A 20,524-nucleotide genomic window follows, 5' to 3' on the forward strand; every position below is an offset into this window, starting at 1 on the left:
AGGGGACCGGAAGCCGGTCCCCCGGTTGCGCGTCGGAACGCTAGTTCGGCAGCTTGCCGCCGACGCCCTTGACGAACCACTGCATGGTCAGCAGATCCTTGTCCGAGGCCTTCTGGCCCGCGGCGATGCGTTCCTTGCCGGACTGGTCCAGGATGGGACCGGCGAAGGACTCGTCCTGGCCCTTCTCCATCCGGGCCGCCACGGCCTGGACCTTGTCGCGCACGGCCTGGGGCACGGCCTTGCCCAAGGGCGAAAGCCCGACGACCCCGTCCTCCATGCCGCCGAAGTACTCCACCGGCTTCCAGGTTCCGTCCAGAACCTTGCGGACCTGGTCCACATAGACCCGGCCCCAGTGGAAGACCGTGGAGACCAGCGCGCAGTCCGCGCCGTAACGGGCCACGTCGTCGCAGTAGCCGACGGCGGCCACGCCCTTGGCGCAGGCGGCCTTGGCGCTGTCGGGCGTGTCGGCCATCTGGCGGATGAGGTCGTGGCCCCGGCCCGCCAGGGTTTCGGCCAGGGTGGTTTCGTTGACCGGATCGCGCCAGGCCTTGAGCCAGACCACGGTGTTCACCTTGGCCGGGTCGTGGGTGGCCTTGGCCTCGCCCAGGCCGCGCAGCAGGCCCAGGGTGAAGGCGTTGATCCCGCGCACCACTTCGGGGATGGGCTGGGTGGCCACGGTGCCCACGTTCTTGTAGCCCATGAGTCCGGCCAGGTAGCCCGCCAGATACTCGGTCTGCTCGATGCGGATCATGTAGGTGCCCATGTTCGGCCGGGTCTTGTAGCCCGCGCAGTGCATGAACTTCACCTTGGGGAACTCCCCGGCCACCTTGTACATGGCGTCCATGTGCGTGAAGGTGGTGCCGAAGACGATGTCGCAGCCCTGCTGGGCGTAGGAGCGGATGACCCGCTCGGAGTCGGCCGGGCTCATGACGTTCTCGGTGTAGGACACCTCCACCTTGTCGCCCAGCTCCTTCTTGAGCTGTTCGATGCCCGCGTAATGGCTGGCGGTCCAGCCCTGGTCGTTGATCGTCTCCAGCAGCACGAAGGCCACCCGGACCTTGTTTCCCGCGAACGCGGCCGAGGCGGCCAGCAGCACCAGCGCGACGGCCAGCGCCGCCATGAGGATTCTCTTCATCTCCCTCGCTCCTTGTTTGTCCGTGCGGGCGCATCCGGCCGCGCCGCTCCATCTGCGGACATACCCGATATTTCCCCGGCCCGCAAAGCCCTGGCATCCCGGCGGGATGCGCGGTGGAACCGATCGAGGGAGCGGAATCCAGGGGGAGTGATTCCCGATCGTTTTCTTGCTACTTGAACCGTCCTGCGACATACTGCCCGCGCAGCGAAATACGGGCAGGCCGTTCCGCCCCTCAGCGAGGGGCGTGGAATATCCCAGCAACCCGAACCCTGGAGAGCACCATGAAACGCATTCTTTCCCTGTTCCTCGCCGCCGCTCTGCTGGTCTCCTTCGCGGGAGCAGCCTCGGCCAAGAAACTCATCGTGGCCACGGACACCAACTTCCCGCCCTTCGAATTCAAGGATCCGGCCTCCGGCAAGCACACCGGCTTCGACGTGGAGCTGTGGGACGCCATCGCCAAGAAGATCGGCGCGGAGTACGACCTCCAGCCCATGGACTTCAACGGCATCATTCCCGGCCTCCAGTCCGGCCAGATCGACGTGGGCATCGCGGGCATGACCATCAAGCCCGAGCGCGCCAAGGTCGTGGACTTCTCCGACCCCTACTACAACGCGGGCCTGCTCATCCTGGTCAAGAGCGACAACAAGGACATCACGGACGTGAAGAGCCTGGCCGGCAAGGTCGTCTCCACGAAGCTCGGCACCACCAGCGAGGACTTCGTGAAGAAGGAGGCCGGAGCCAAGGACGTGAAGCTCTTCCCGAACAACGACGCCATGTTCATGGAGCTGCTCTCCGGCGGCGCCGACGCCGTGGTCTTCGACTCCCCGGTGGTCTCCGACTTCATGCGCACCGCGGGCAAGGGCCAGGTCAAGGTCGTCGGCCCCCTGTACCAGGGCCAGTCCTACGGCATCGCCTTCCCCAAGGGCAGCGGCCTGAAGGCCAAGGCCGACGCGGCCCTGAAGGCCCTCAAGGACAGCGGCGCCTACCGCACCCTGTATATGAAGTGGTTCGGCACGGAGCCGAAGTAACCCCAACGCCTTTCACGACCGAGGCCCGGACGCCTAGGCGTCCGGGCCTCGGTCCCGCCTTGAGACGAGGTTCCCATGGCCTTTCAGTTTGAACCAAGCGTGGTCATCGAGACTTTTCCCATGCTCATGCGCGGGCTGAAGTTCACCGTGCTCATCACGGTGGGCGGCCTGAGCTTCGGCTTCCTCCTGGGAGCCCTCTTCGGGCTCATGAAACTGGCCCGCTCCCCCTGGCCCCGCAAGCTGGCCGGAGCCTACATCGAGACCATCCGGGGCACGCCCATGCTCGTGCAGGCCATGTTCCTGTATTACGGCGTGCCCATGGCCCTGGGCATCCGCATCCACCCCCTGCTGGCGGGCGGCCTCGTCATCGCCGTCAACTCCGGGGCCTACATCGCGGAGATCGTGCGCGGAGCCATCCAGTCCATCCATTCGGGCCAGACCGAGGCCGGACGCTCCATCGGCCTCACCGGCTTCCAGACCATGCGCTACATCATCTGGCCCCAGGCCTTCCGGCGCATGATCCCGCCCCTGGGCAACCAGTTCATCATCAGCCTCAAGGACACCTCCCTGCTCATGGTCATCGGCGTCGGCGAACTGCTGCGCACCGGCCAGGAGATCGTGGCCGTGAACTTCCGGGCCTTCGAGGTCTATCTGGCCGTGGCCCTGGTCTACCTCGTCATGACCCTGAGCATCGCCGAGGCTCTGAAGCGGCTGGAGCGCCGCCTGCGCATCCGCCAGTAAGGATCATCGCATGATACGCATCACCAACCTGCACAAGCGCTTCGGCGACCTGGAAGTCCTCAAGGGCATCAACCTGCACGTCCGGCCCGGCGAGGTGGTCTGCATCATCGGCCCCTCGGGTTCGGGCAAGTCCACCGCCCTGCGCTGCATCAACCGCCTGGAGGAACCCTCCAGCGGGAACATCGTGGTGGACGGCCACGACATCATGGCCCCGGCCACGGACATCAACATGGTCCGCAGCGAGGCGGTCATGGTCTTCCAGCAGTTCAACCTCTTCCCGCACATGAGCGTGCTGGACAACGTGACCATCGGCCCCATCAAGGTGCGCGGCATGGCCCGCGCCAAGGCCGAGGATCTGGCCCTGGACCTGCTGGGCAAGGTCGGCCTGGCCGGCAAGGCCCAGACCTACCCGGACCAGCTCTCCGGCGGCCAGAAGCAGCGCGTGGCCATCGCCCGGGCGCTCTCCCTGCGACCCAAGGTCATCCTTTTCGACGAACCCACCTCGGCCCTGGACCCCGAACTGGTGGGCGAGGTGCTGGAGGTCATGAAGCAGCTGGCCCGCGAGGGCATGACCATGGTGGTCGTGACCCACGAGATGGGCTTCGCCCGCGAGGTGGCCGACCGCGTGCTGTTCATCGACGAGGGCCGCATCCAGGAAGAAGGCCCGGCCAAGGAGTTCTTCGCCAGCCCGAAGAACCCCCGCCTGCGGGACTTCCTGGGCAAGGTCATCCCGCACTGACATCGGGGCCCGGCCACGCCGGGCCTTTTCTTTATCCCCCGCGCCTTTTCCGCCCCGGGCCCGACTTCCCGCTTGCGCCCGCATTCCCCTGTAGATAGAGTGCCTTACCATCAGAGGCCCGGCGCGACGCGGACGGGCCCACACCTTTGGCAAGCGAGGCCAACATGGGATTCAGCCTCAAGGACATCCTCCACGGCAACGCCCGCCAGCTCCTGCGGCTGGAGACCGATCCCGGGCTGGGCTGCACCGAACCGGCGGCCATCGGACTCTGCGCCGCCACCGCCGCCGCCCTGCTCCCCCCGGGCTCGGCCATCGAGTCCGTGCGGGTGGAGACCGACCCGAACATCTACAAGAACGCCATGGGCGTCATCGTGCCCAACTCGGGCTCCGAGTCCGGGGTCGCCCTGGCGGCGGCCATGGGCGCGGCGGCCGGCGACCCGGCGAAAAAACTCCAGGTCTTCGCCTCCGTGGCCTCCGAGGGTCTGGAGCGGGCCAAGGCCCTGCTCCGCGCGGGCAAGGTTCAGGCGGGCATCGCCCCGGATGTCCAGGGCCTGTTCGTCAAGGTCACGCTGACCTCCGACGGCCATGAAGCCACAGCCACGGTGGCCGGACGCCACGACCGGGTGGTGGCCCGCACCCTGGACGGCAAGGAGCTGGGCGGCGACGCCTGCGACGGCGGCGGCGCGTCCGACGGGGGGCTGGAGGGCCTGGAGCAATGGCTCCTGGGCCTGACTCTGGACGACCTCGTGGACCTGGTGGACGGCATGGACGCCACGGACCTGAATTACATCCGCGAGGGCCTGGCCCTGAACGAGGCCCTGGTGGAATACGGCCTGGCCCACGGGCCGGGCATCGGCGTGGGCCGCGCCCAGCTCGGGCTCCTGCGCCAGGGCCTGCTCAAGAAGGACGTCTGCGTCTGGGCCGGCATCCGCACCGCCTCGGGCATCGACTCGCGCATGGGCGGCGTGCCCCTGCCGGCCATGACTCTGGCGGGATCGGGCAACCAGTGCATCGCCTCGGGCATCCCCGTGGCCTCGGCCGCCGAATTCGCGGCCGTGGAGGACAAGGATCTCATGCCCCGGGCGGTCATGCTCAGCTATCTCGTGACCTGCTCCATCAAGATCGGCGTCGGGCGGCTCTCCGCGCTCTGCGGCAGCGGCGTGGCCGGAGGCGCGGGCGTGGCCGCGGCCACGGCCTACCTCTTCGGCGGCACGGTGGAGAAGATCGGCGGAGCGGTGAAGAACCACATCGCCTGCTCCTGCCCGGTGGCCTGCGACGGAGCCAAGACCGGCTGCGCCCTGAAGGTCGGGGAGATGGTCGCCTCGGCCGTGAAGAGCGGGCTCCTGGCCCTGGGCGGCTGCATCGTCCGGGGCACCGACGGCGTGGTGGACCCGAGCGCCGAGCAGACCATGCGCAACCTGGGGCTGGTGGCCCGCAAGGGCCTGGCCGGACTGGACCCTGTGATCCTGGACATCATGCTCAACAAGAAACTCTAGGAGCGCCACATGGCCGCGACCACCGGCAAGGCCTCCGTGCCGACCATGTCCCTGCTCGTCACGGGCAATCTCCTGGGTGCGGGAATCCTGGCCCTGCCCGTGAACCTGGGCCCGGCGGGCATGATCCCGGCGGCCGCTGGCATCGTCCTGGTCTGGGCCATCATGCTGGCCAGCGCCTGGATCCTGGTCGGCCAGGACGATCTCGTCCAGGGCGACTCCGGCGGACTGCCTTCCTTCTTCGGCGCCAAGATGGGCCCGGCGGCCAAGTGGCTGGCCGTGGCGGCGGACCTCGTCGTGTTCTACGGCGTGCTCACGGCCTACCTCACGGGCACCACCACCATCCTCACCAACCTGTTCATTCTGCCCGTGTCCAAGCCCGTGGCCACCCTGGCCTACTTCGTCATCGTGGCCGGACTCACCGGCTTCGGCATGAGCCTTTTGCGGCGCTGCAACACGGTCATCCTGGTCTGCATGGGCCTGACCTTCTCGGCCATGGTGGCCATGACCCTGGGCCACGTGGAGCCGGCCCGGGCCTTGCCCATGCGCTGGGGGTTCCTGCCCGCGGCCATGCCCGTGGCCCTGACCGCCTTCCTGTTCCACAACCTCATCCCGACGCTCTGCCGGGAGATGGGCGACCGCGCGGCCGTCCGGAGAGCCGTCCTCTACGGCTCGCTCATCGGCCTGGCCATGAACCTGGCCTGGACCGGAGCCGTGTTCTGCTCCCTGCCCATGCAGGGCCCGGAGAGCATTTCCCTGCTCTGGGCCTACAAGGCCAACCTTCCGGCCACGGTGCCCCTGTCCCTGCTGCTCGACTCCAAGCTCTTCACGAACATCGGGCTGATCTTCGCCATCCTGTCCATGAGCGCGGCCTTCCTGGCCAACGGCACAGCACTCCAGGACTTCCTTCTGGACCTGACCAGCACCTATCTGCGCACACGCAGCAAGATCCTCATCTGGGCCCTGGCCTTCCTGCCTCCGCTCCTGGTTTCGATCTTCTATCCGGGAATCTTCCTGACGGCCATGAACCTGGTGGGCGGGGTGGGCATCTGCCTGCTCTTCGGCGTGTTGCCGGGCTTTCTCCTGCTGCGCCAGGCCACGGGCCCCAAGCGGATTCTGGCCGTGGCCCTGCTGGTTCTGTTCGGCGCGGTGCTCGTGTTCGAATTAGGCCAGGAACTGGGCCTGACCAACATCCACCCGGACGTGGAGTACTGGACCCAGTTCGTGAACTGACCCCCATACGACGCGAAAAGGCCCCGGAACCCCACGACGGCGGATCCCGGGGCCTTTCTTCCCGTCTCCGGCTCCAGGGCTCAGGCCCCGCGCAGAACCTCGGCCAAGGCGGCCGTGAATTCCTCCATGACCGGGGCGAGGCCCAGGGTCACGCGGATCCAGTTGGGAAAACGGAAGCCGGTCATGGTCCGCACCATGACGCCCCGACGCATGAGTTTGCGGTAGAGGAGCGTGTCCGGGAGCTTCGTGCGCAGCATGAGGAAGTTGCCCTCCCCGCCGATGTGCTCCAGGCCCAGGTCCACGCAGGCGCGGCGCACGATCTCCCGGGCGGCGGCGACCATCTCGCGGGTGGCCTTCATGTGCCCGCCGTCGTCTTCCACGGCGGCCCGGGCCGCCTCCTGGCCCAGGGTGTTCACCGAGTAAACCACATGGGTCCGGCGGATGAGGTCCACCACCTCCGGCGCGCCGCAGAGGTAGCCCACGCGCAGGGCCGCCAGCCCGTACATCTTGGAGAAGGTGCGGAAGACCACCACGTTGGGATGCCGCTCCAGCAGGTCCATGCCGTCCGGGAATCCGGGCGTGTCCACGAACTCCCGGTAGGCCTCGTCCACCACCACCAGAGCCCGGCCGCCCACGGCGGCCAGGAAGCGCTCCATGCGCCCCTCGTCCCACCACGTCCCGGTGGGATTGTTGGGGTTGCAGACGAAGAAGATCTTGGTCCGGCCGTCGGCGGCGGCCAGCATCCCCTCGGGGTCGAAGCCCCAGTCCCTGAGCGGGGCCAGGCGTGCCTGGAAACCCGAGAAGTCGGCCACCCACTCGTAGACCGCGAAGGTCTTGTCCGCGGTCACGATGTTGTCGCCCGGGCCGCAGAAGGCCTTGATCACGCTGGCGATGACCTCGCAGGAGCCGTTGCCCACCAGGAAGCGGTCCGGGTCCTTGCCGAAGGCCCGGCCCAGGGCCTGTCGCAGGAGGTAGGAATCGCCGCTGGGGTAGATGGCCGCGCGGGGCGGGGCGAACTCCGCGATGACGGCCCGGGACGCGGGCGTCGGGCCCAGGGCGTTCTCGTTGTTGTTCAGCCGGTGCAGATGCGTGACGCCGTACTGACGCGCCAGAATGGGATCGGGGCGGCTGGGGGTGTAGGCCTGGAAGCCCCGGACATACTCCGGGGCCAGATCAACGAGGCTGGGGGTCATGCTCGAAGACCGCCTCGTCGGACACGCCGGAATGGGGCAACACCAGCCGGGGAGTGAACCCGGCCGCCAGCAGCGCCGGGGTCATGGCCGCCTGCCAGGACCAGGCCATGTCCAGGTAGAAAAGGATGTCCGGGATTCCCTCCCGCCGCAACGCCTCCACGTGCCGCCCGAGATTTTCGGCCAGATCCCGGCCCCCCAGCAGGGGCCGCAGCACGGCCAGCCCGCGCCGCAGGTCCAGCTCCGTGGAGAGCAGGGAGTGCTCGCGTTCCCGGCCCTCGTCGGGGTCCGGGGACAGGATGTCGCGCATGAAGGCCAGGCGGTCGTACTCGCGCTCCAGAAAGGAGGCCAGGTCCGGGTGGGCCCAGACCGCCGCGCCCTCATCCTCACGCAGGGAGCGGTAGAAGGCGGCCTGCTCGGCCACCTCGCCCCCGGCCGTGAAGAACAGCGACCCGAGGGGCTCGAAGTACTCGGCCGGCAGATCGGCGGTGGGTCGTTCGCTCACGGCGCAGACGGCCTTGGTGCGCGCCACTCGGGCCAGGAATCCCTCCGCCAGCAGGCGGCCGATCTCCGGCCCGCGCTCGGGGTCCAAAACATAGGGCCCGGAAAAGAGCACTCCCTGTCCGCCCGGGGAACGCCAGAGCAGGAGCCCGGCCGGACGGCCGCCGGAGTCGGTGACGGCCAAGGCCGAATAGAGGCCCGCCTCGACCATGTCCACCAACCGGCCCGGGTTGAAGAAACCCTTGGGGCAGAGCCGCGCGGGATAGCGCCCGGCCGCCAGCATGGCCGCGTGGCGCAGGGTCTCGGAGGTCGGAGCCTCGGAGAGTGTGAACGGCGGCGTCAGCTTCGGCGTCTCGCGCAACGCCTCGGCCGCTGGATATTCGCGGTCCACCTCGGCGGCGAGCAGGACGTCGTCCTTGCCCAAGAGGGTCAGGCGGCAGCGGTCGGTGAAGCGCGCGGCCAAAACGAGGCCCATCTCTCCACCGTCGCCGGGGGCCACCCCGGCGGCGTAGTTCAACGCCCGCAGATCCAGGTGCTCGGCCCGGAAGCGGAATTCCGCCCGCGCGGCCGGTCCCAGGCGGCGCAGGGTCAGGCCCAACGGCTCGTCCCGGCGCGCCTCGCGGCGCAGATATTCGAAGAACTCCTCCACGGCCAGGGCCAGCCGGGGCACACGCGCCTCGCCCAGGCCGAAGGCCCGTCCGGCGGCCTCGGCGGCGGCCACGGCCACGGACAGGAATTCCGCCTCGGGCGGCAGTTCCAGCTTGAGAATCCCTTCCATCGCCGCGTTCACCCGATCCTCCTTCAGCCGAAGGCCAGGACGAGGACGTTGGCCTCGCCCCGGCGCTCGTAGCGCGCGTGCGAGGTCACGGTCTTGATGAAGAACACGCCGAGACCTCCCGGCTCACGCTCGTCCAGCCCGGCCGTCAGGTCCGGCACGGCGGCCTCGGACAGGGGGTCGTAGACGCCGCCCCAGTCCGTGATGCTCAGGGCGAAAGCCCCGGGCTCGCCGGACAGCGGGCAGGCCACCTCCACCTCGCCCTGCCCCCCGGGATAGGCGTAGTGGAAGATGTTGACCAAGGCCTCCTCCAGGGCCAGCTCCACCTTGGAGAGGGCCTCCGGAGGCAGATGCCCGGCAGCGCGCTCGATCACGAAGACCCGCAGCGGCTCCAGGCTTTCCATGACGGCGGGCAGCCGCAAAGCCTGGGTTCCGCCGGTCAGGTCGCGCACCTCGCCGCCCTGGAAGCGCAGGGCCAGCATGGTGATGTCGTCGGACTGCTCGGCCCCGCCGGTGAAGGCTGCCACCGAGACGCCCACGGCGTCGATGACCTCCCGGGCGGGGCGGCCGGGGAGTCCGGCCAGGGTCTGGAGCAGACGATCCTCGCCGTAGAGTTCCTCGGCCCCGTTCATGGCCTCGGTGACGCCGTCGGTGTAGACGAAGAGCGTGTCCCCGGGATTCATGACGAAGCGTTCGGTGGTGTAGCGGACGCCGGGCATGGCTCCGGCCACGGGCTCGCGCAGCACGGGCAGCCAGCCCGTCTCCCCGCCGGCCCGGACGAACACCGGCGGGTTGTGCCCGGCCGAGGCCCACTCCACCTCGCCGGTGCGGAAGTTCAGAACCGCGCAGAAGATGGTCACGAACATGCAGGAGTCGTTCTCCTCGGCCAGGTCGTCGTTGACCTTGGAGAGAATCTCGCCGGGGGTGTGGACCTGATCGGCCACGGCCTTCATGAGCGTCTTGGCCACGGCCATGAAGAAGGCGGCCGGGACGCCCTTGCCCGAGACGTCGCCCACCAGGAAGCAGAAGCGGTCCTCGCCCAGGAGGAAGAAATCGTAGAGGTCGCCGCCAACCTCGCGGGCCGGAACGATGCCCGCGAAGATGTCGAACTGGGTATGCTGCGGGAAGGGCGGGAAGATCTTCGGCAGGATGCCCATCTGAATGTCGTGGGCGATGCGCAGCTCGCTCTCGATGCGCTCCTTGGCGGCCGTGGTGCTGGTCAGGTCTCGGATGTAGTCCTTGAGCGAGGCGGTCATGTGGCCGAAGGCCCGGGTCAGGTCGCGCACCTCGTCGTCGCGCTTCACCTCGGGCAGGACCGCGTCCAGATTTCCGGCCGCGATCTCCCCGGTGGCCTGGGAGAGCCGCCGCAGGGGCCGGGTGATGGAGCCGGCGATGATCCCGGCCAGGGCGGCCAGGGCCAGGAAGCCCGCCACGCCCAGGCCCGTGGTGATGGCGGTCATGCGCCGCACGTCGGTCAGCAGTTCGTCCCGGGGATAGAACACGCCCAGGGACCAGCCGCTGCTGGGCAGGGGGGCATAGAAAAGAAACCCCGCGCGGCCGGAGGTGGGGCTCACGGCCTCCACGAAACGCGAGCCGCCGCGGATCATGTCCCGGCCGACGGCCCGAAGCTCCGAGTCATGCCGCTCCTCGGCAAGGGTGAAGATGGTTTCGTTGAGCACCAGGGACATGTCCGGGTGGGTCACATAGACCCCGCTCTGGGAAACCATGAAGGCGTATCCGGTCTCCAGCACGCGCACCTCGGAGACGATCCGACGCAACCACTCCAGGGACACGTCCACGGTGACCACGCCGGTGAAGCGGCGCTCACCGTCCGCCTCGCGCCAGAAGGGCACGGAGTAGGTGGTCATGAGGATGTTGCCGCCCCCCTCGTCGAAATAGGGCTCGGTCCAGACCGGGCGCAGCAGTTCCCGGGGGAGCTGGTACCAGTCCTGATAGAAATAGCGGTAGGAGTCCCCGCCGAGCATGGTTTCGCGAATGTCGGCCCCGTCGCGGTAGAGATAGGGGGCGTAATACAGGCTCTTGCCGTCGAAGCCGTAAGGCTCGAAAGCCACGGCCGTGGCGTAGACCTCGGGCGTGTCGGCCAGGATGCGGCGGCCCAGGCGCAGGATCTCCGGCTTGGACAGGGGCGCGTTCTCCAAGGCGTAGGCCGTGCTCCAGGGCACCTTCTGGAGGGTCGAAAGCACGGACTCGATCCGGTTCACCGTGGCCTGGGCCTGGTTGCGCGCGTTCTCCTCGACCTTGTCCAGGATGATGTCCCGGCAGACCTTGTAGGTATATGCCGAAACCCCGCCGAGGACCGCCGCCGCGCCGAGCAGCACGAGCAGGGCCAGCCGGGGCGCGATGCCGCCGAGCCTCATGGCGTGGCCTCCCGCGCGAAGCGCTCATAGGTGGGTGCGAAGGGGATCAGGCCCCGCTCCAGAAGCGCCGCGGCCATGCGCTGGTAGCCCAGCCGGTCCAGTTTGCCCATGCGGGCCTCGCCGCCGCCCCGGCGGTTCCCCGCGGGCATGACGATGTCGCGCATGCGCGCCAGCATCCAGCGCTGATGCGCGCGATTGGCCGGAACCCTGGCCTCCCGCATGCGGGAGAGCATGATTTCCAAGGCCTCCTCGGGATTGTCGAAGGCGTAGCGCCAGCCGCGCAGGGTGGCCGCGACCACGGCCCGGCACATCTCCGGATCCTCGTCCCAGGTGGTCTGGAGGCAGTAGATGCCGTCCTCCGGATAGTTCAGCTCCAGGTCGGAGAAGGAGAAGACCGTCAACTCCGAAGGGTCCAGCCCGGAGGCCAGAAGCGTGTGGTATTCGTTGTACCACATGGCCGAGACGGCGGCCACGCCGCCGCGCAGAAAGAGGTTCACGGTGCTTCCCTGGGGCACGAGTTCCGGGATGACGCCCAGGCGCTGGAACAAAGCCATGGGCTGGAGTTGGAACTCGTTGTCCCAGATGCTCACGCGCCTTCCGCCCAGGTCGCGGGGTGAGACGATGCCCGAGTCCTTGCGGGCCACGAGCATGAGCGCCGAACGCTGGACGATCTGGGCCAGATGCACGATGGGCATGCCCTCGGCGCGGCGCTGGACGCCCGTGGCCAGGAACATGGTGGCGAACTCCACCTCTCCTTCGGCCAGTTCGCGCGACGCCAGGATGTCCGGGCCGCCGGCCCGAATCTTCAGATCCACCCCGGCCTCGCGGTAGAAGCCCTTGTCCTGGGCCACATAGTAGCCCGCGAACTGGGCCTGGGGCAGCCATTGCAGAAGCAGGACGGCCTGTTTCATGGCCAGGGCGCAGTTCGGAAGGCACAGCGTCAGGGCCAGCGCCAGAACGGCGACCGGGCCGAGAAACCTGCGTCCGTGCCTGAAATCGTTCGTCATCGTATCCGTCTTCGTACACGCAAGGGGCGTACGCTGTCCACCGCCTCCGCGCGACGAAATGACGCCGGATGTCAGCGCCCCTGGGGCTCGGCGCAGGGACTCGCGACAAGCCCGGCCCCGTTCACGGTGCCGGCGGTCCCCTGCGGAGCGCTGCCCAGGGCCAGCTCCTGGAGTTCCTCCAGGTACTTGCGGGAATAGTCGAGATAAAAGGCCAGGGCCTTGGAGAAATCCTTGCCCACCAGCCCGTCAAGGAAAAGCTGGCTGATCTCCTTGGCCTCCAGCAGCACGTATTGGGAGAGGATGAAGACCTTGCGTTCCTCCTGGGTCATCTCCCGCAGGCAGCGCTTGAGCACGCTCTTGGCCCGGGGCTGGTACCACCAGAAATACAGAAGATCGAGGGCGTTGACCGCCACGATCTTGTCGAAGTCCCGGCCCTCGGAGGCGATGGTCGAGAGGAACTCCCGGGGCGACTCCAGCATCCGCAGCACGTCCTGGCGCGGGAAAAGCATCTCCAGCCGCGCGTATACCTTGAAGATCTGCTCGATCTTGCCGGTGTAATCCCAACGCCGCATGCGCATGTTCTGGCCCCGGTCCGCCAGCCCCTCGATGACGGCCGCCACGGTGTCCGAGGCCAGCTTGGAGATGATCGCCGCCCACTGCTGGAGGATGGCGTTGACGCCGACGACTCCGACCCAGCCCAGGACCACGCCGAGCACGTCGTTGAGGGCCAGGGCCACGGGAATGGAAAGCACCGAACGGAAGAGGTTGGCCACAGCCGCCGCCCGGGGCAGCCCGCGGAACAGGTTGTGGCTCATGAGGTACAGGCCGTTGGCCAGGGCCATGAACGCATACAGCCCCAGGGGACTCGTCGTGGTGTTGATGGACAGGCCCCGGTCCAGGATCACGGTCTTCACCAGCCAGTCCAGCAGGGGCACGGAGAAGCCGGTGTAGAGCAGCGAGTCGGCCACCCGCTCCCAGCTCACGTAGTCCCGCCAGCGCAGCAGCGGGGAACGGCGGAATCCGCCCGAACCGAGCACGGACTGGATGACGTTGCGCACACCGGTGATGGCGAACCAGATGAAGGCCCCGCCGTAGGCCAGCAGCCACCAGTCCTTGCTGAGAAGGAAGGTCAGGCAGGCGGGCACGAAGCCGAGCAGGATCTTGAGCGAGTTCTTGAGCCAGCTGTTCAGGTAGCGCAACGGGATGGCTCGATGGGATTCCCGCGGCTCACACGGGCTGTAGGCCTTGGGCGGATCCTTCTGCACCCCGCCCAGGGTGTAGATGTTGCTCTCCTCCGGCCGGGAGGCCGCGTAGTCCTGGACCACCCAGTCGCGCGCCACGCGGGTGAAGAGCCGTCGGCCGCCGGGCAGGCGGCCGAGCAGCCCGAGACCGCGCCGGGTGAAGCCGCCGCCCTCCCTGGGGCGGAAGGTCTCGCGCAGGAAGGCCTTGGCCCGCACGGGAATGCGCCGCCGCGTGGACTGAATGGAGTCCAGGGCCTTCTGGCCCCGTACCGGCAGGGTCTCGCGGATCACGTAGCCCATGCCGTGCAGCCGGTGGGACTGGCCCGTGGAGTCCGTGCCCACCCGCGACTTGAGCGGGGTATACTTGTAGTAGGACTGGAAGCCGGGGATGTCGCAGAGGATGCGCTCCAGGACGCGCACGCGCTCGGCGGCGTCCGCGGCGGCGGAGGTCTCGGTCTTGGCGATGACGCCCTGGATGAAACGCTTCAGGCGCACCACGTTCTGGGAGTTGATGGCCGCCTGGAGCTCCAGGATGCGCTCGTTGTCCACGGCCTTGCCCAGGGCGCAGTCCTTGAGGTTGAAGACCTCCAGGTGGGTCACGCGGCCCTGGCAGCCGTAGAGGATTTCCAGCACATCCTCGGCCCGCAGCCGGGACAGGCTGAGCACGATGCGGAAACCGGCGTGCAGCTGGGTCAGGCCCTCGGCCAGTTCGGCCGGCCCCAGGGTCAGGAGCCAGGGCACGTCCGGGCCGTCGTCCGGCACGTTGGGGTCGGGCAGGTCCGGGTTGCGGCCGGGCTCCAGGTAGGTCTCGATGAGCGACTCCGGGGTCAGCTCGTTCATGTCCCGCACGAGATCGTCGAGCCCTCGGCGCTCCTCGCTGTCCGGGAGGGCGCAGTAGGCCGAGAGACGCTGGGCCCGCTCGGCCAGAAGCGGCGTCAGGGCGTCGTGAATGAACTTGCCCAGGTGCAGGAGCGAGGCTTGGCCCGTGCCGATGGAGGCCAGGAAGTCGTCCTTCTCCAGGGGGTCGAGCTGAATGCCGAAGCGCTCGTTGAGGGCCAGCCGGTGGCTCGAGTTGAAGGACTCGAAGACACGCATGACGTAGCGCTGGTGGTACTGGGAGACCTTCTGGCCCTCGGCCATGAAGGCGGCCACCTGGGGGTCGGCCAGGAAGCGCAGATACTCCTGGGTGTCGGTGTTCTCGCGCGAGGCCAGGATGAGCTTCAGGTAGCGGCCCCGGAAACGCGGCGAGAACTCGATGCCGATGCGCACGTTCATGCCCATGATGGCGGCCGCCTCGAGCAGTTCCTCGGCCACCTCCTTGGTCACGTAGTTGTAGTAGATGACCGTGAGCCGGCGGATGCCCTTGATCCAGGCGTCCATGATGAGGTGCGTGGCGGACTTGCGCCCCTTGGTGTTGGCGTCGTGCACGTGGTCGTCGAAGGCGACCTGGTTCCACTCCTCGGGCATCTCGATGAGGTGGTACTTGCGCAGCTGGGCGTGGATCACGCGGGGCTTGCCCGTGGCCGCGGAACGGAAGTCGCGGGCCAGCTTGAGCTGGGCCACGTGGTCGCCCCGGCCGCGCACCAGTTCCTTCATGATCTGCAGGAGCACCCGGGCGGTGTTGCGCCGCAGACTGCTGGTGGCCGTGGTCAGAACCTCGTCGCGCAGGGTCCGCAGGGCGTCCAGGCGATCCTCGGTGCGCCCCGTCTCCAGGGAGCCGAGCAGGTGCACGACCGCGTAGGCCACGCGCAGGCCCTTGGTGGCGGCCATCTCCTTGATGCCGTGGGGATGGAGGTAGGAGGACAGGAGCTTCTTGAGGCTCGGGTAATCCTTGCGGCTCAACACGTCGTTGACGATGTTGAGCAGGTCGAAGTCCCGCGTGTCGAAGTACCCGCGAGGAAGCTTGCGGAACTGCCCCGAGTCCATGCGCGAAAGCCTTCCCTTCTTCCGGCCGGAAAACCGCGACGGACCCGCCTCCATCGCGACGCCCCCCGAAGACGAAATCTAACGCCACGACAACGCAGCGTTCTTTTTTTCACAACCTCGACATCTTTTGCCCCGCTGTCAAGCTGAAAAGCGCATCCTCCCGGCATCTCGCCGGAAAAAAGGCCCTTTCAGCCCGAGGCCGAGTTTTCTACTCGGCCTCGCCGGCCCCGCGGGCCCGGCCGAAGGCCCGGTCCAGCAGCCGTTGCAGCTTGTCCAGGTAGATGTAGTACACCGGGGTCAGGTAGAGGGTCAAAAGCTGGGAGACCAGCAGGCCGCCGACCACGGCCAGGCCCAGGGGACGCCGGGACTCGGCTCCGGCGCCGAAGCCGATGGCGATGGGCAGGGTGCCCATGAGCGCGGCCATGGTGGTCATCATGATCGGCCGGAAGCGCACCAGCGCGCCGTCGAAGATGGACTGTTCGGCGGTCTTGCCCTCCTTGCGCTCGGCCTCCACCGCGAAGTCGATCATCATGATCGCGTTCTTCTTCACGATGCCGATGAGCATGATGATGCCCACGAAACCGTAGATGTCCAAGTCCAGACGGAAGAGCAGCAGGGTCAGCAGCGCGCCCACGCCCGCCGCCGGCAGGCCGGAGAGGATGGTCAGGGGGTGGATGAAGCTCTCGTAGAGCACGCCGAGCACGATGTAGATGACCACGATGGAAAGGATGACCAGGGCCAGAAGGCCCTTGAACGAGGACTGGAAGGCCTGGGCCGTGCCCTGGAAGCTGGTGGAGAAGGTGCCCGGCAGCATCTCCGAGGCCAGGCCCTGGACCCGGGGCATGGCGTCGCCCAGCGACAGGCCCGGAGCCAGGTTGAAGGACACGGTCACGGAAGGCATCTGGCCGGTGTGGTTGATGGACTGCGGCCCGACCCCCACGCCCACCTTGGTCAGGGTGTCCAGGGGGGCCAACGTGCCGCTCTTGGTGCGGATGTAGAGCATGGACAGGGCCCCCGGGTCGGCCTGGTAGCGCGGCAGGAGCTCCATCTGCACCGGGTAGTCGTTGGTGCTGGCGTAGATGGTCGAGATCTCCCGCGTGCTGAAGGCCGAGGCCAGGGCGTCCTCGATCTGGAAGGCCGTGACGCCCAGCGCCGCCGCCCGGTCGCGGTCGATGTCCAGGACGACCTCGGGGTTGGAGATCTCCAGGTCGCTGCTCACGTCCTGCAGGCCGGGAAGTTCATGCATGCGGGCCTCGAAGGCCGTCGCGTACTGGTAGAGCTCCTCGGTGTCCGGATTTTGGAGCGTGAACTGGTAGAGAGCGCGGGCGCTCCGCCCGCCCACGTTGATGGTCGGGGGCACCACGAGCATGACCCGCAGGCCGGAAATCGAGGACAGCTTGGCGCGCATGGACTGCACGAACTGCTGGGCCGAAAGGGGCCGCTCCTTGCGCGGCTTGAGCTGGATGAACACGCGGCCGCTGTTGCTCGAGGGGTTGGGACCGCCCGCGCCCACCAGGGTGGTGAATTTGCCGACGTTGGGGTCGGCCAGGAGTATCTCGTTGACGCGCTTGTGCCGGGCCACCATCTCCTCGAAGGGGACGCCCTGTTCGGCCATGGTCGTGCCGGAGACTTGGCCGGTGTCCTCGGAAGGAAGGAATCCCTTGGGCGTGATGGAGAAGAGCCAGCCGGTGAGGACCAGCAGGCCGAAGGAGGCGTAGAGGGTCAGGCGGCGGTGGCGCAGGACGAGGCGCAGGGTCCGCTCGTAGGCCGCCAGCGACCGATCGAAGAAGGATTCGGCGAAGTCGTGGAACCGCCCCTTGGGCTTCTCGGCCTGGCCCGGCTGGTGGGCCTTGAGGCCCAGGGAGCAGAGCATGGGCGTGAGACTCAGGGAAACGAAGCCGGAAATGAGGATCGCGGCCATGATGGTCACGGAGAACTCGTGGAACAGACGGCCGACCACCCCGCCCATGAAGAACACGGGAATGAACACGGCGGCCAGGGAGACGGTCATGGACAGAATGGTGAAGCTGATCTCCTTGGAGCCGTCGATGGACGCGCGCAGGGGACTCTTGCCCATCTCCATGTGGCGGACGATGTTCTCGAGCATGACGATGGCGTCGTCCACCACGAAGCCCACGGAGAGCGTCAGGGACATGAGCGAAATGTTGTTCAGCGAGAAGCCCATGACGTGCATGACCGCGAAGGTGCCCACGATGGACATGGGCAGGGCCAGGGAGGGGATGATCGTGGCCCGCAAGTTGCGGAGGAAGAGGAAGATGACCAGGATCACCAGGCAGACCGTGAGCGTCAGGGTGAACTTCACGTCCGACACGGACTCGCGGATGGACTCGGAGCGGTCGTAGAGCACGTCGATCTTCACCGACTCGGGCACCTGGGCCCGGATCTTGGGCATGAGTTCCTTGACGGCGTCCACCAGGGCCACCGTGTTCGTGCCGGGCTGGCGCTGCACGGCCAGGACGAAGGCCGGCACCCCGTTGAACCAGTTGCCGCGCTTGGAGCTTTCCACGCTGTCCGAGACCAGGGCCACATCCTGGAGCCGCACGGGGGAGCCGTTGCGGTAGGCCACGATGAGCGGACGGTAGCCGTCGGCCTTGAGGATCTGGCCCTCGGAGCGCACGGTGTAGGCCCGGTCGGCGCCTTCCATGACGCCCGTGGGCAGATTCACGTTGGCCTTGGACACGGCGTCGGCCAGTTCGTCGATGCCGATCTGGCGGCTGGCCAGGGCCTCGGGGTCGACCTGGATGCGCACGGCGTACTTGGCCGAACCGTAGATGTTCACCAAGGCCACGCCGTTGATGGACGAGATGCGCTGGGCCATGAGCGTGTCGGCGTACTCGTTGAGCTGCCACAGCGGCATGGTGTCCGAGGACACGGCCAGGTAGTAGATCGGCTGGTCCGAGGGGTTGACCTTGCGCATGAAGGGCGGCGTGGTCATGTTTTCGGGCAGCTTGCGGGTGGCCACGGAAATGGCCGACTGCACGTCCAGGGCCGCGCCGTCCAGCTCGCGCTCCAGGTTGAACTGGAGGGTGATCTTGGTGGTGCCGAGCGTGTTGGTGGAGCTCATGGAGTCCAGGCCCGCGATGGTCGAGAACTCGCGCTCCAGGGGCGCGGCCACCGAGGAGGCCATGGTCTCGGGCGAAGCCCCGGAGAGCTGGGCCGTGACCTGGATGGTGGGGAAGTCCACGTTGGGCAGGTCCGACACCGGCAGGGAACGGTAGGCCATGGTCCCGAAAATGAGAATGCCGAACATGACCAGGATGGTCATGACCGGCCGTTCGATGAACAGCCGGGAGAGGTTCACGGCTTCGCCCCTTCGGCCCCGGCCGGGGCCGCGGCGCCCTTGGCGGCCTGCACCGGGGCTCCGGGCACCAGACGGATCTGGCCCTCGGTGACCACGGTTTCCCCGCCCTCCAGCCCGGAGTCGATGATCGTCAGCCCGTCCATGATGGTCCCGACCTTCACCGGGCGCAACTCCGCCGCGTTCTGGGCCGTCACCACGTAGACGTACTGTCCCTTGTTCCCGGCCTGCACGGCCCGCGAGGGCACGACCACCACCCCTTCGCGGGAGGAGAGGCTGAGCGTCACGCGCACGAACTGGCCGGGCCAGAGCAGGATCTTCTCGTTGGAGAAGACGGCCTTGAGCTTGATGGTGCCGGTGGTCTTGTCCACGGCGTTGTCCAGCGAGGCGAGGGCGCCGCTCTCCAGGAAGGAGCCGTCCGAGGAGGAATACGCCTCCACCGGCAGGGTTCCCTCGTGCATGCGCTGGAGGATGGCCGTGACGTGCTGCTCAGGCACGGCGAAGGTCACGTAGATGGGCCGGATCTGGTTGATCACGGCCAGGTCGCGGTCGTCGTTGGCCTTGATGACGTTGCCCTGGGTGACCAGGATGTGGCCCACGCGGCCGTCGATGGGCGAGGAGATCAGGGTGTAGGAGAGGTCCAGCTCCCGGCTCTCCAGCTCGGCCTGGTTCAGGCGGATGGTGGCGGCCAGGGACTTGGCGTTGGCCTCGGTCTGCTCGTACTGCTCCCGGCTGATGACGTTCTTCTCGATGAGCCCGGAATACCGCCGAAGGTCATCGGCGGCTTTCTTGAGCAGCGCCTGGTCGCGCTCCAGCTTGGCCCGGGCCTCGCGCACGGCGGCCTCGTAGGGCCTGGGATCGATGCGGAAAAGCGGGTCGCCCTGGCGCACGTCCTGGCCGTCGCGCACGAACTGCTCCAGGATCTGGCCGCCCAGGCGGGTCTTGATGGCCACGGAGGCGTAGGCCTCCACCGACCCCACGGCCTTGAGCTCCACGGGCATCGTGCGCTTCTCGGCCGTGGCCGTGGACACCGGCACGGGTTTCTTGCCCTTCTCCTCCTTGCCGCCGCATCCCGGCAACAGGAGCAGGCTCGAGAGGGTCAGCGGGAGCAGAAGGCGGAAGAGGAGGCGGGCCGGATGAAGCGGCCTCGTGAGGAGCAAGAGGGTGATCACGATCGTCCTCCCGCGCTGTCGGCGCGGCGGTAATTTTCGATGGCCGCCAGGGAGAAGGCCAGAATGTGGTCCGCCAATTCCTCCAGCCCCTGGCGGTCGAAGCGGAGCGAGGGATCGATGCGACGAACCACCTCGCTGGAACGAAAGAAATGCTGACACTGGGCCGCGACGCTCAGGCCGCAAAAGAGCACCGCGCGATCGTCCAGGCCGGGACCACCCAATTCGCGGACCCTCTCCTGGAGCAGCTTGGACATGGGACGGATGGCCCGCTGGACGAGCTGGTCCAGGGCCTCGGTGGGCTCGTACATCTCGCGGGTCAGCAGCATGCCGAACCAGGAGCCCCGACCCGAGCCGTGCAGACGGAAGACGAAGGAGCGGATGAAGGCCCGCAGGCGCTCCGCGGGCGGAAAGTCGGGGCCGGGATCGGGCGGGTGGTCGCGGATGCTCTCCTCGAAGGCCGCCTGCAGGACTTCCTCGTAGAGACGCCGCTTGTTCCCGAAGTGATACTTCACCGAGGCCACGTTGGCTTCGGCCCGAGCGCAGATCTCGCGCACGGTGGCCGCGCGGAATCCCTTGCGCGAGATGATTTCCCCGGCGGCGCGCAGAAGCCGCTGGCGGGTTCCGTCCTGAGTCATGCCGCACCCCC

General features: G+C 67.8%; 14 protein-coding genes. 5 read left to right on the forward strand and 9 right to left on the reverse strand.

Annotation, left to right across the window (positions count from 1 at the left end; translation table 11 throughout):
- Positions 1-40: 40 nt before the first annotated feature.
- On the reverse strand, positions 41-1,135 hold the full coding sequence (locus H587_RS0114150) for a BMP family ABC transporter substrate-binding protein (RefSeq protein WP_027176806.1): 1,095 nt from the start codon (positions 1,133-1,135) through the stop codon (positions 41-43).
- Positions 1,136-1,416: 281 nt separating this feature from the next.
- Here H587_RS0114150 and glnH point away from each other — a divergent pair, with 281 nt between their 5' ends.
- The 5 genes from glnH to H587_RS0114175 all read left to right on the forward strand — a co-directional run bounded on the left by glnH (position 1,417) and on the right by H587_RS0114175 (position 6,369).
- Entirely contained in the window at positions 1,417-2,163 is a 747-nt protein-coding gene (glnH, locus tag H587_RS0114155; RefSeq protein ID WP_027176807.1) for a glutamine ABC transporter substrate-binding protein GlnH, read from the forward strand.
- A 75-nt stretch (positions 2,164-2,238) separates the two neighbouring features.
- Complete coding sequence (locus H587_RS0114160) at positions 2,239-2,904, forward strand: amino acid ABC transporter permease (RefSeq protein WP_027176808.1); 666 nt, start codon at positions 2,239-2,241, stop codon at positions 2,902-2,904.
- Between the two features lie 10 nt (positions 2,905-2,914).
- Positions 2,915-3,643, forward strand: a complete 729-nt coding sequence (locus H587_RS0114165; RefSeq protein ID WP_027176809.1) for an amino acid ABC transporter ATP-binding protein — start codon at positions 2,915-2,917, stop codon at positions 3,641-3,643.
- Positions 3,644-3,807: 164 nt separating this feature from the next.
- The gene (locus tag H587_RS0114170; protein ID WP_027176810.1) at positions 3,808-5,139 is read left to right on the forward strand and encodes an L-serine ammonia-lyase, iron-sulfur-dependent, subunit alpha; all 1,332 of its coding nucleotides are present in this window, start codon (positions 3,808-3,810) and stop codon (positions 5,137-5,139) included.
- 9 nt (positions 5,140-5,148) lie between these two features.
- A complete protein-coding gene (locus tag H587_RS0114175) occupies positions 5,149-6,369 on the forward strand; it encodes an aromatic amino acid transport family protein (RefSeq protein ID WP_027176811.1) in 1,221 nt (406 codons plus the stop codon).
- Positions 6,370-6,449: 80 nt separating this feature from the next.
- Here the strand turns inward: H587_RS0114175 and hisC are convergent, their stop codons facing one another.
- The 8 genes from hisC to H587_RS0114220 form a co-directional block, all read right to left on the reverse strand.
- A complete protein-coding gene (hisC, locus tag H587_RS0114180; RefSeq protein WP_027176812.1) occupies positions 6,450-7,562 on the reverse strand; it encodes a histidinol-phosphate transaminase in 1,113 nt (370 codons plus the stop codon).
- The gene (locus H587_RS0114185; RefSeq protein WP_051202906.1) at positions 7,543-8,850 is read right to left on the reverse strand and encodes a hypothetical protein; all 1,308 of its coding nucleotides are present in this window, start codon (positions 8,848-8,850) and stop codon (positions 7,543-7,545) included. The genes hisC and H587_RS0114185 overlap by 20 nt, the downstream gene beginning before the upstream one ends.
- Before the next feature lie 11 nt (positions 8,851-8,861).
- Complete coding sequence (locus H587_RS18860; RefSeq protein ID WP_084630804.1) at positions 8,862-11,213, reverse strand: SpoIIE family protein phosphatase; 2,352 nt, start codon at positions 11,211-11,213, stop codon at positions 8,862-8,864.
- A complete protein-coding gene (locus H587_RS0114195) occupies positions 11,210-12,220 on the reverse strand; it encodes an ABC transporter substrate-binding protein (RefSeq protein ID WP_034609449.1) in 1,011 nt (336 codons plus the stop codon). Before H587_RS0114195 ends, H587_RS18860 begins: the two co-directional genes overlap by 4 nt.
- A 71-nt stretch (positions 12,221-12,291) precedes the next feature.
- A complete protein-coding gene (locus H587_RS18865; protein ID WP_211219515.1) occupies positions 12,292-15,387 on the reverse strand; it encodes a hypothetical protein in 3,096 nt (1,031 codons plus the stop codon).
- A 208-nt stretch (positions 15,388-15,595) separates the two neighbouring features.
- Positions 15,596-18,709 (reverse strand): efflux RND transporter permease subunit, encoded by a 3,114-nt coding sequence (locus H587_RS0114210; RefSeq protein ID WP_027176815.1) that lies wholly within the window; start codon positions 18,707-18,709, stop codon positions 15,596-15,598.
- Entirely contained in the window at positions 18,706-19,878 is a 1,173-nt protein-coding gene (locus H587_RS0114215; protein ID WP_156904565.1) for an efflux RND transporter periplasmic adaptor subunit, read from the reverse strand. The genes H587_RS0114210 and H587_RS0114215 overlap by 4 nt, the downstream gene beginning before the upstream one ends.
- Positions 19,875-20,513 (reverse strand): CerR family C-terminal domain-containing protein, encoded by a 639-nt coding sequence (locus H587_RS0114220; RefSeq protein WP_027176817.1) that lies wholly within the window; start codon positions 20,511-20,513, stop codon positions 19,875-19,877. The genes H587_RS0114215 and H587_RS0114220 overlap by 4 nt, the downstream gene beginning before the upstream one ends.
- Positions 20,514-20,524 lie beyond the last annotated feature (11 nt).

Origin of the sequence: Desulfovibrio aminophilus DSM 12254, from assembly GCF_000422565.1 — a bacterium.
Taxonomy (GTDB): Bacteria; Desulfobacterota; Desulfovibrionia; order Desulfovibrionales; family Desulfovibrionaceae; genus Aminidesulfovibrio; species Aminidesulfovibrio aminophilus.

Bases quoted from the DNA above. Each gene is read 5' to 3' on its own strand.
- H587_RS0114150 (WP_027176806.1), bottom strand. From the start codon at position 1,135: ATGAAGAGAATCCTCATGGCGGCGCTGGCCGTCGCGCTGGTGCTGCTG.
- glnH (WP_027176807.1), top strand. From the start codon at position 1,417: ATGAAACGCATTCTTTCCCTGTTCCTCGCCGCCGCTCTGCTGGTCTCC.
- H587_RS0114160 (WP_027176808.1), top strand. From the start codon at position 2,239: ATGGCCTTTCAGTTTGAACCAAGCGTGGTCATCGAGACTTTTCCCATG.
- H587_RS0114165 (WP_027176809.1), top strand. From the start codon at position 2,915: ATGATACGCATCACCAACCTGCACAAGCGCTTCGGCGACCTGGAAGTC.
- H587_RS0114170 (WP_027176810.1), top strand. From the start codon at position 3,808: ATGGGATTCAGCCTCAAGGACATCCTCCACGGCAACGCCCGCCAGCTC.
- H587_RS0114175 (WP_027176811.1), top strand. From the start codon at position 5,149: ATGGCCGCGACCACCGGCAAGGCCTCCGTGCCGACCATGTCCCTGCTC.
- hisC (WP_027176812.1), bottom strand. From the start codon at position 7,562: ATGACCCCCAGCCTCGTTGATCTGGCCCCGGAGTATGTCCGGGGCTTC.
- H587_RS18860 (WP_084630804.1), bottom strand. From the start codon at position 11,213: ATGAGGCTCGGCGGCATCGCGCCCCGGCTGGCCCTGCTCGTGCTGCTC.
- H587_RS0114195 (WP_034609449.1), bottom strand. From the start codon at position 12,220: ATGACGAACGATTTCAGGCACGGACGCAGGTTTCTCGGCCCGGTCGCC.
- H587_RS18865 (WP_211219515.1), bottom strand. From the start codon at position 15,387: ATGGACTCGGGGCAGTTCCGCAAGCTTCCTCGCGGGTACTTCGACACG.
- H587_RS0114220 (WP_027176817.1), bottom strand. From the start codon at position 20,513: ATGACTCAGGACGGAACCCGCCAGCGGCTTCTGCGCGCCGCCGGGGAA.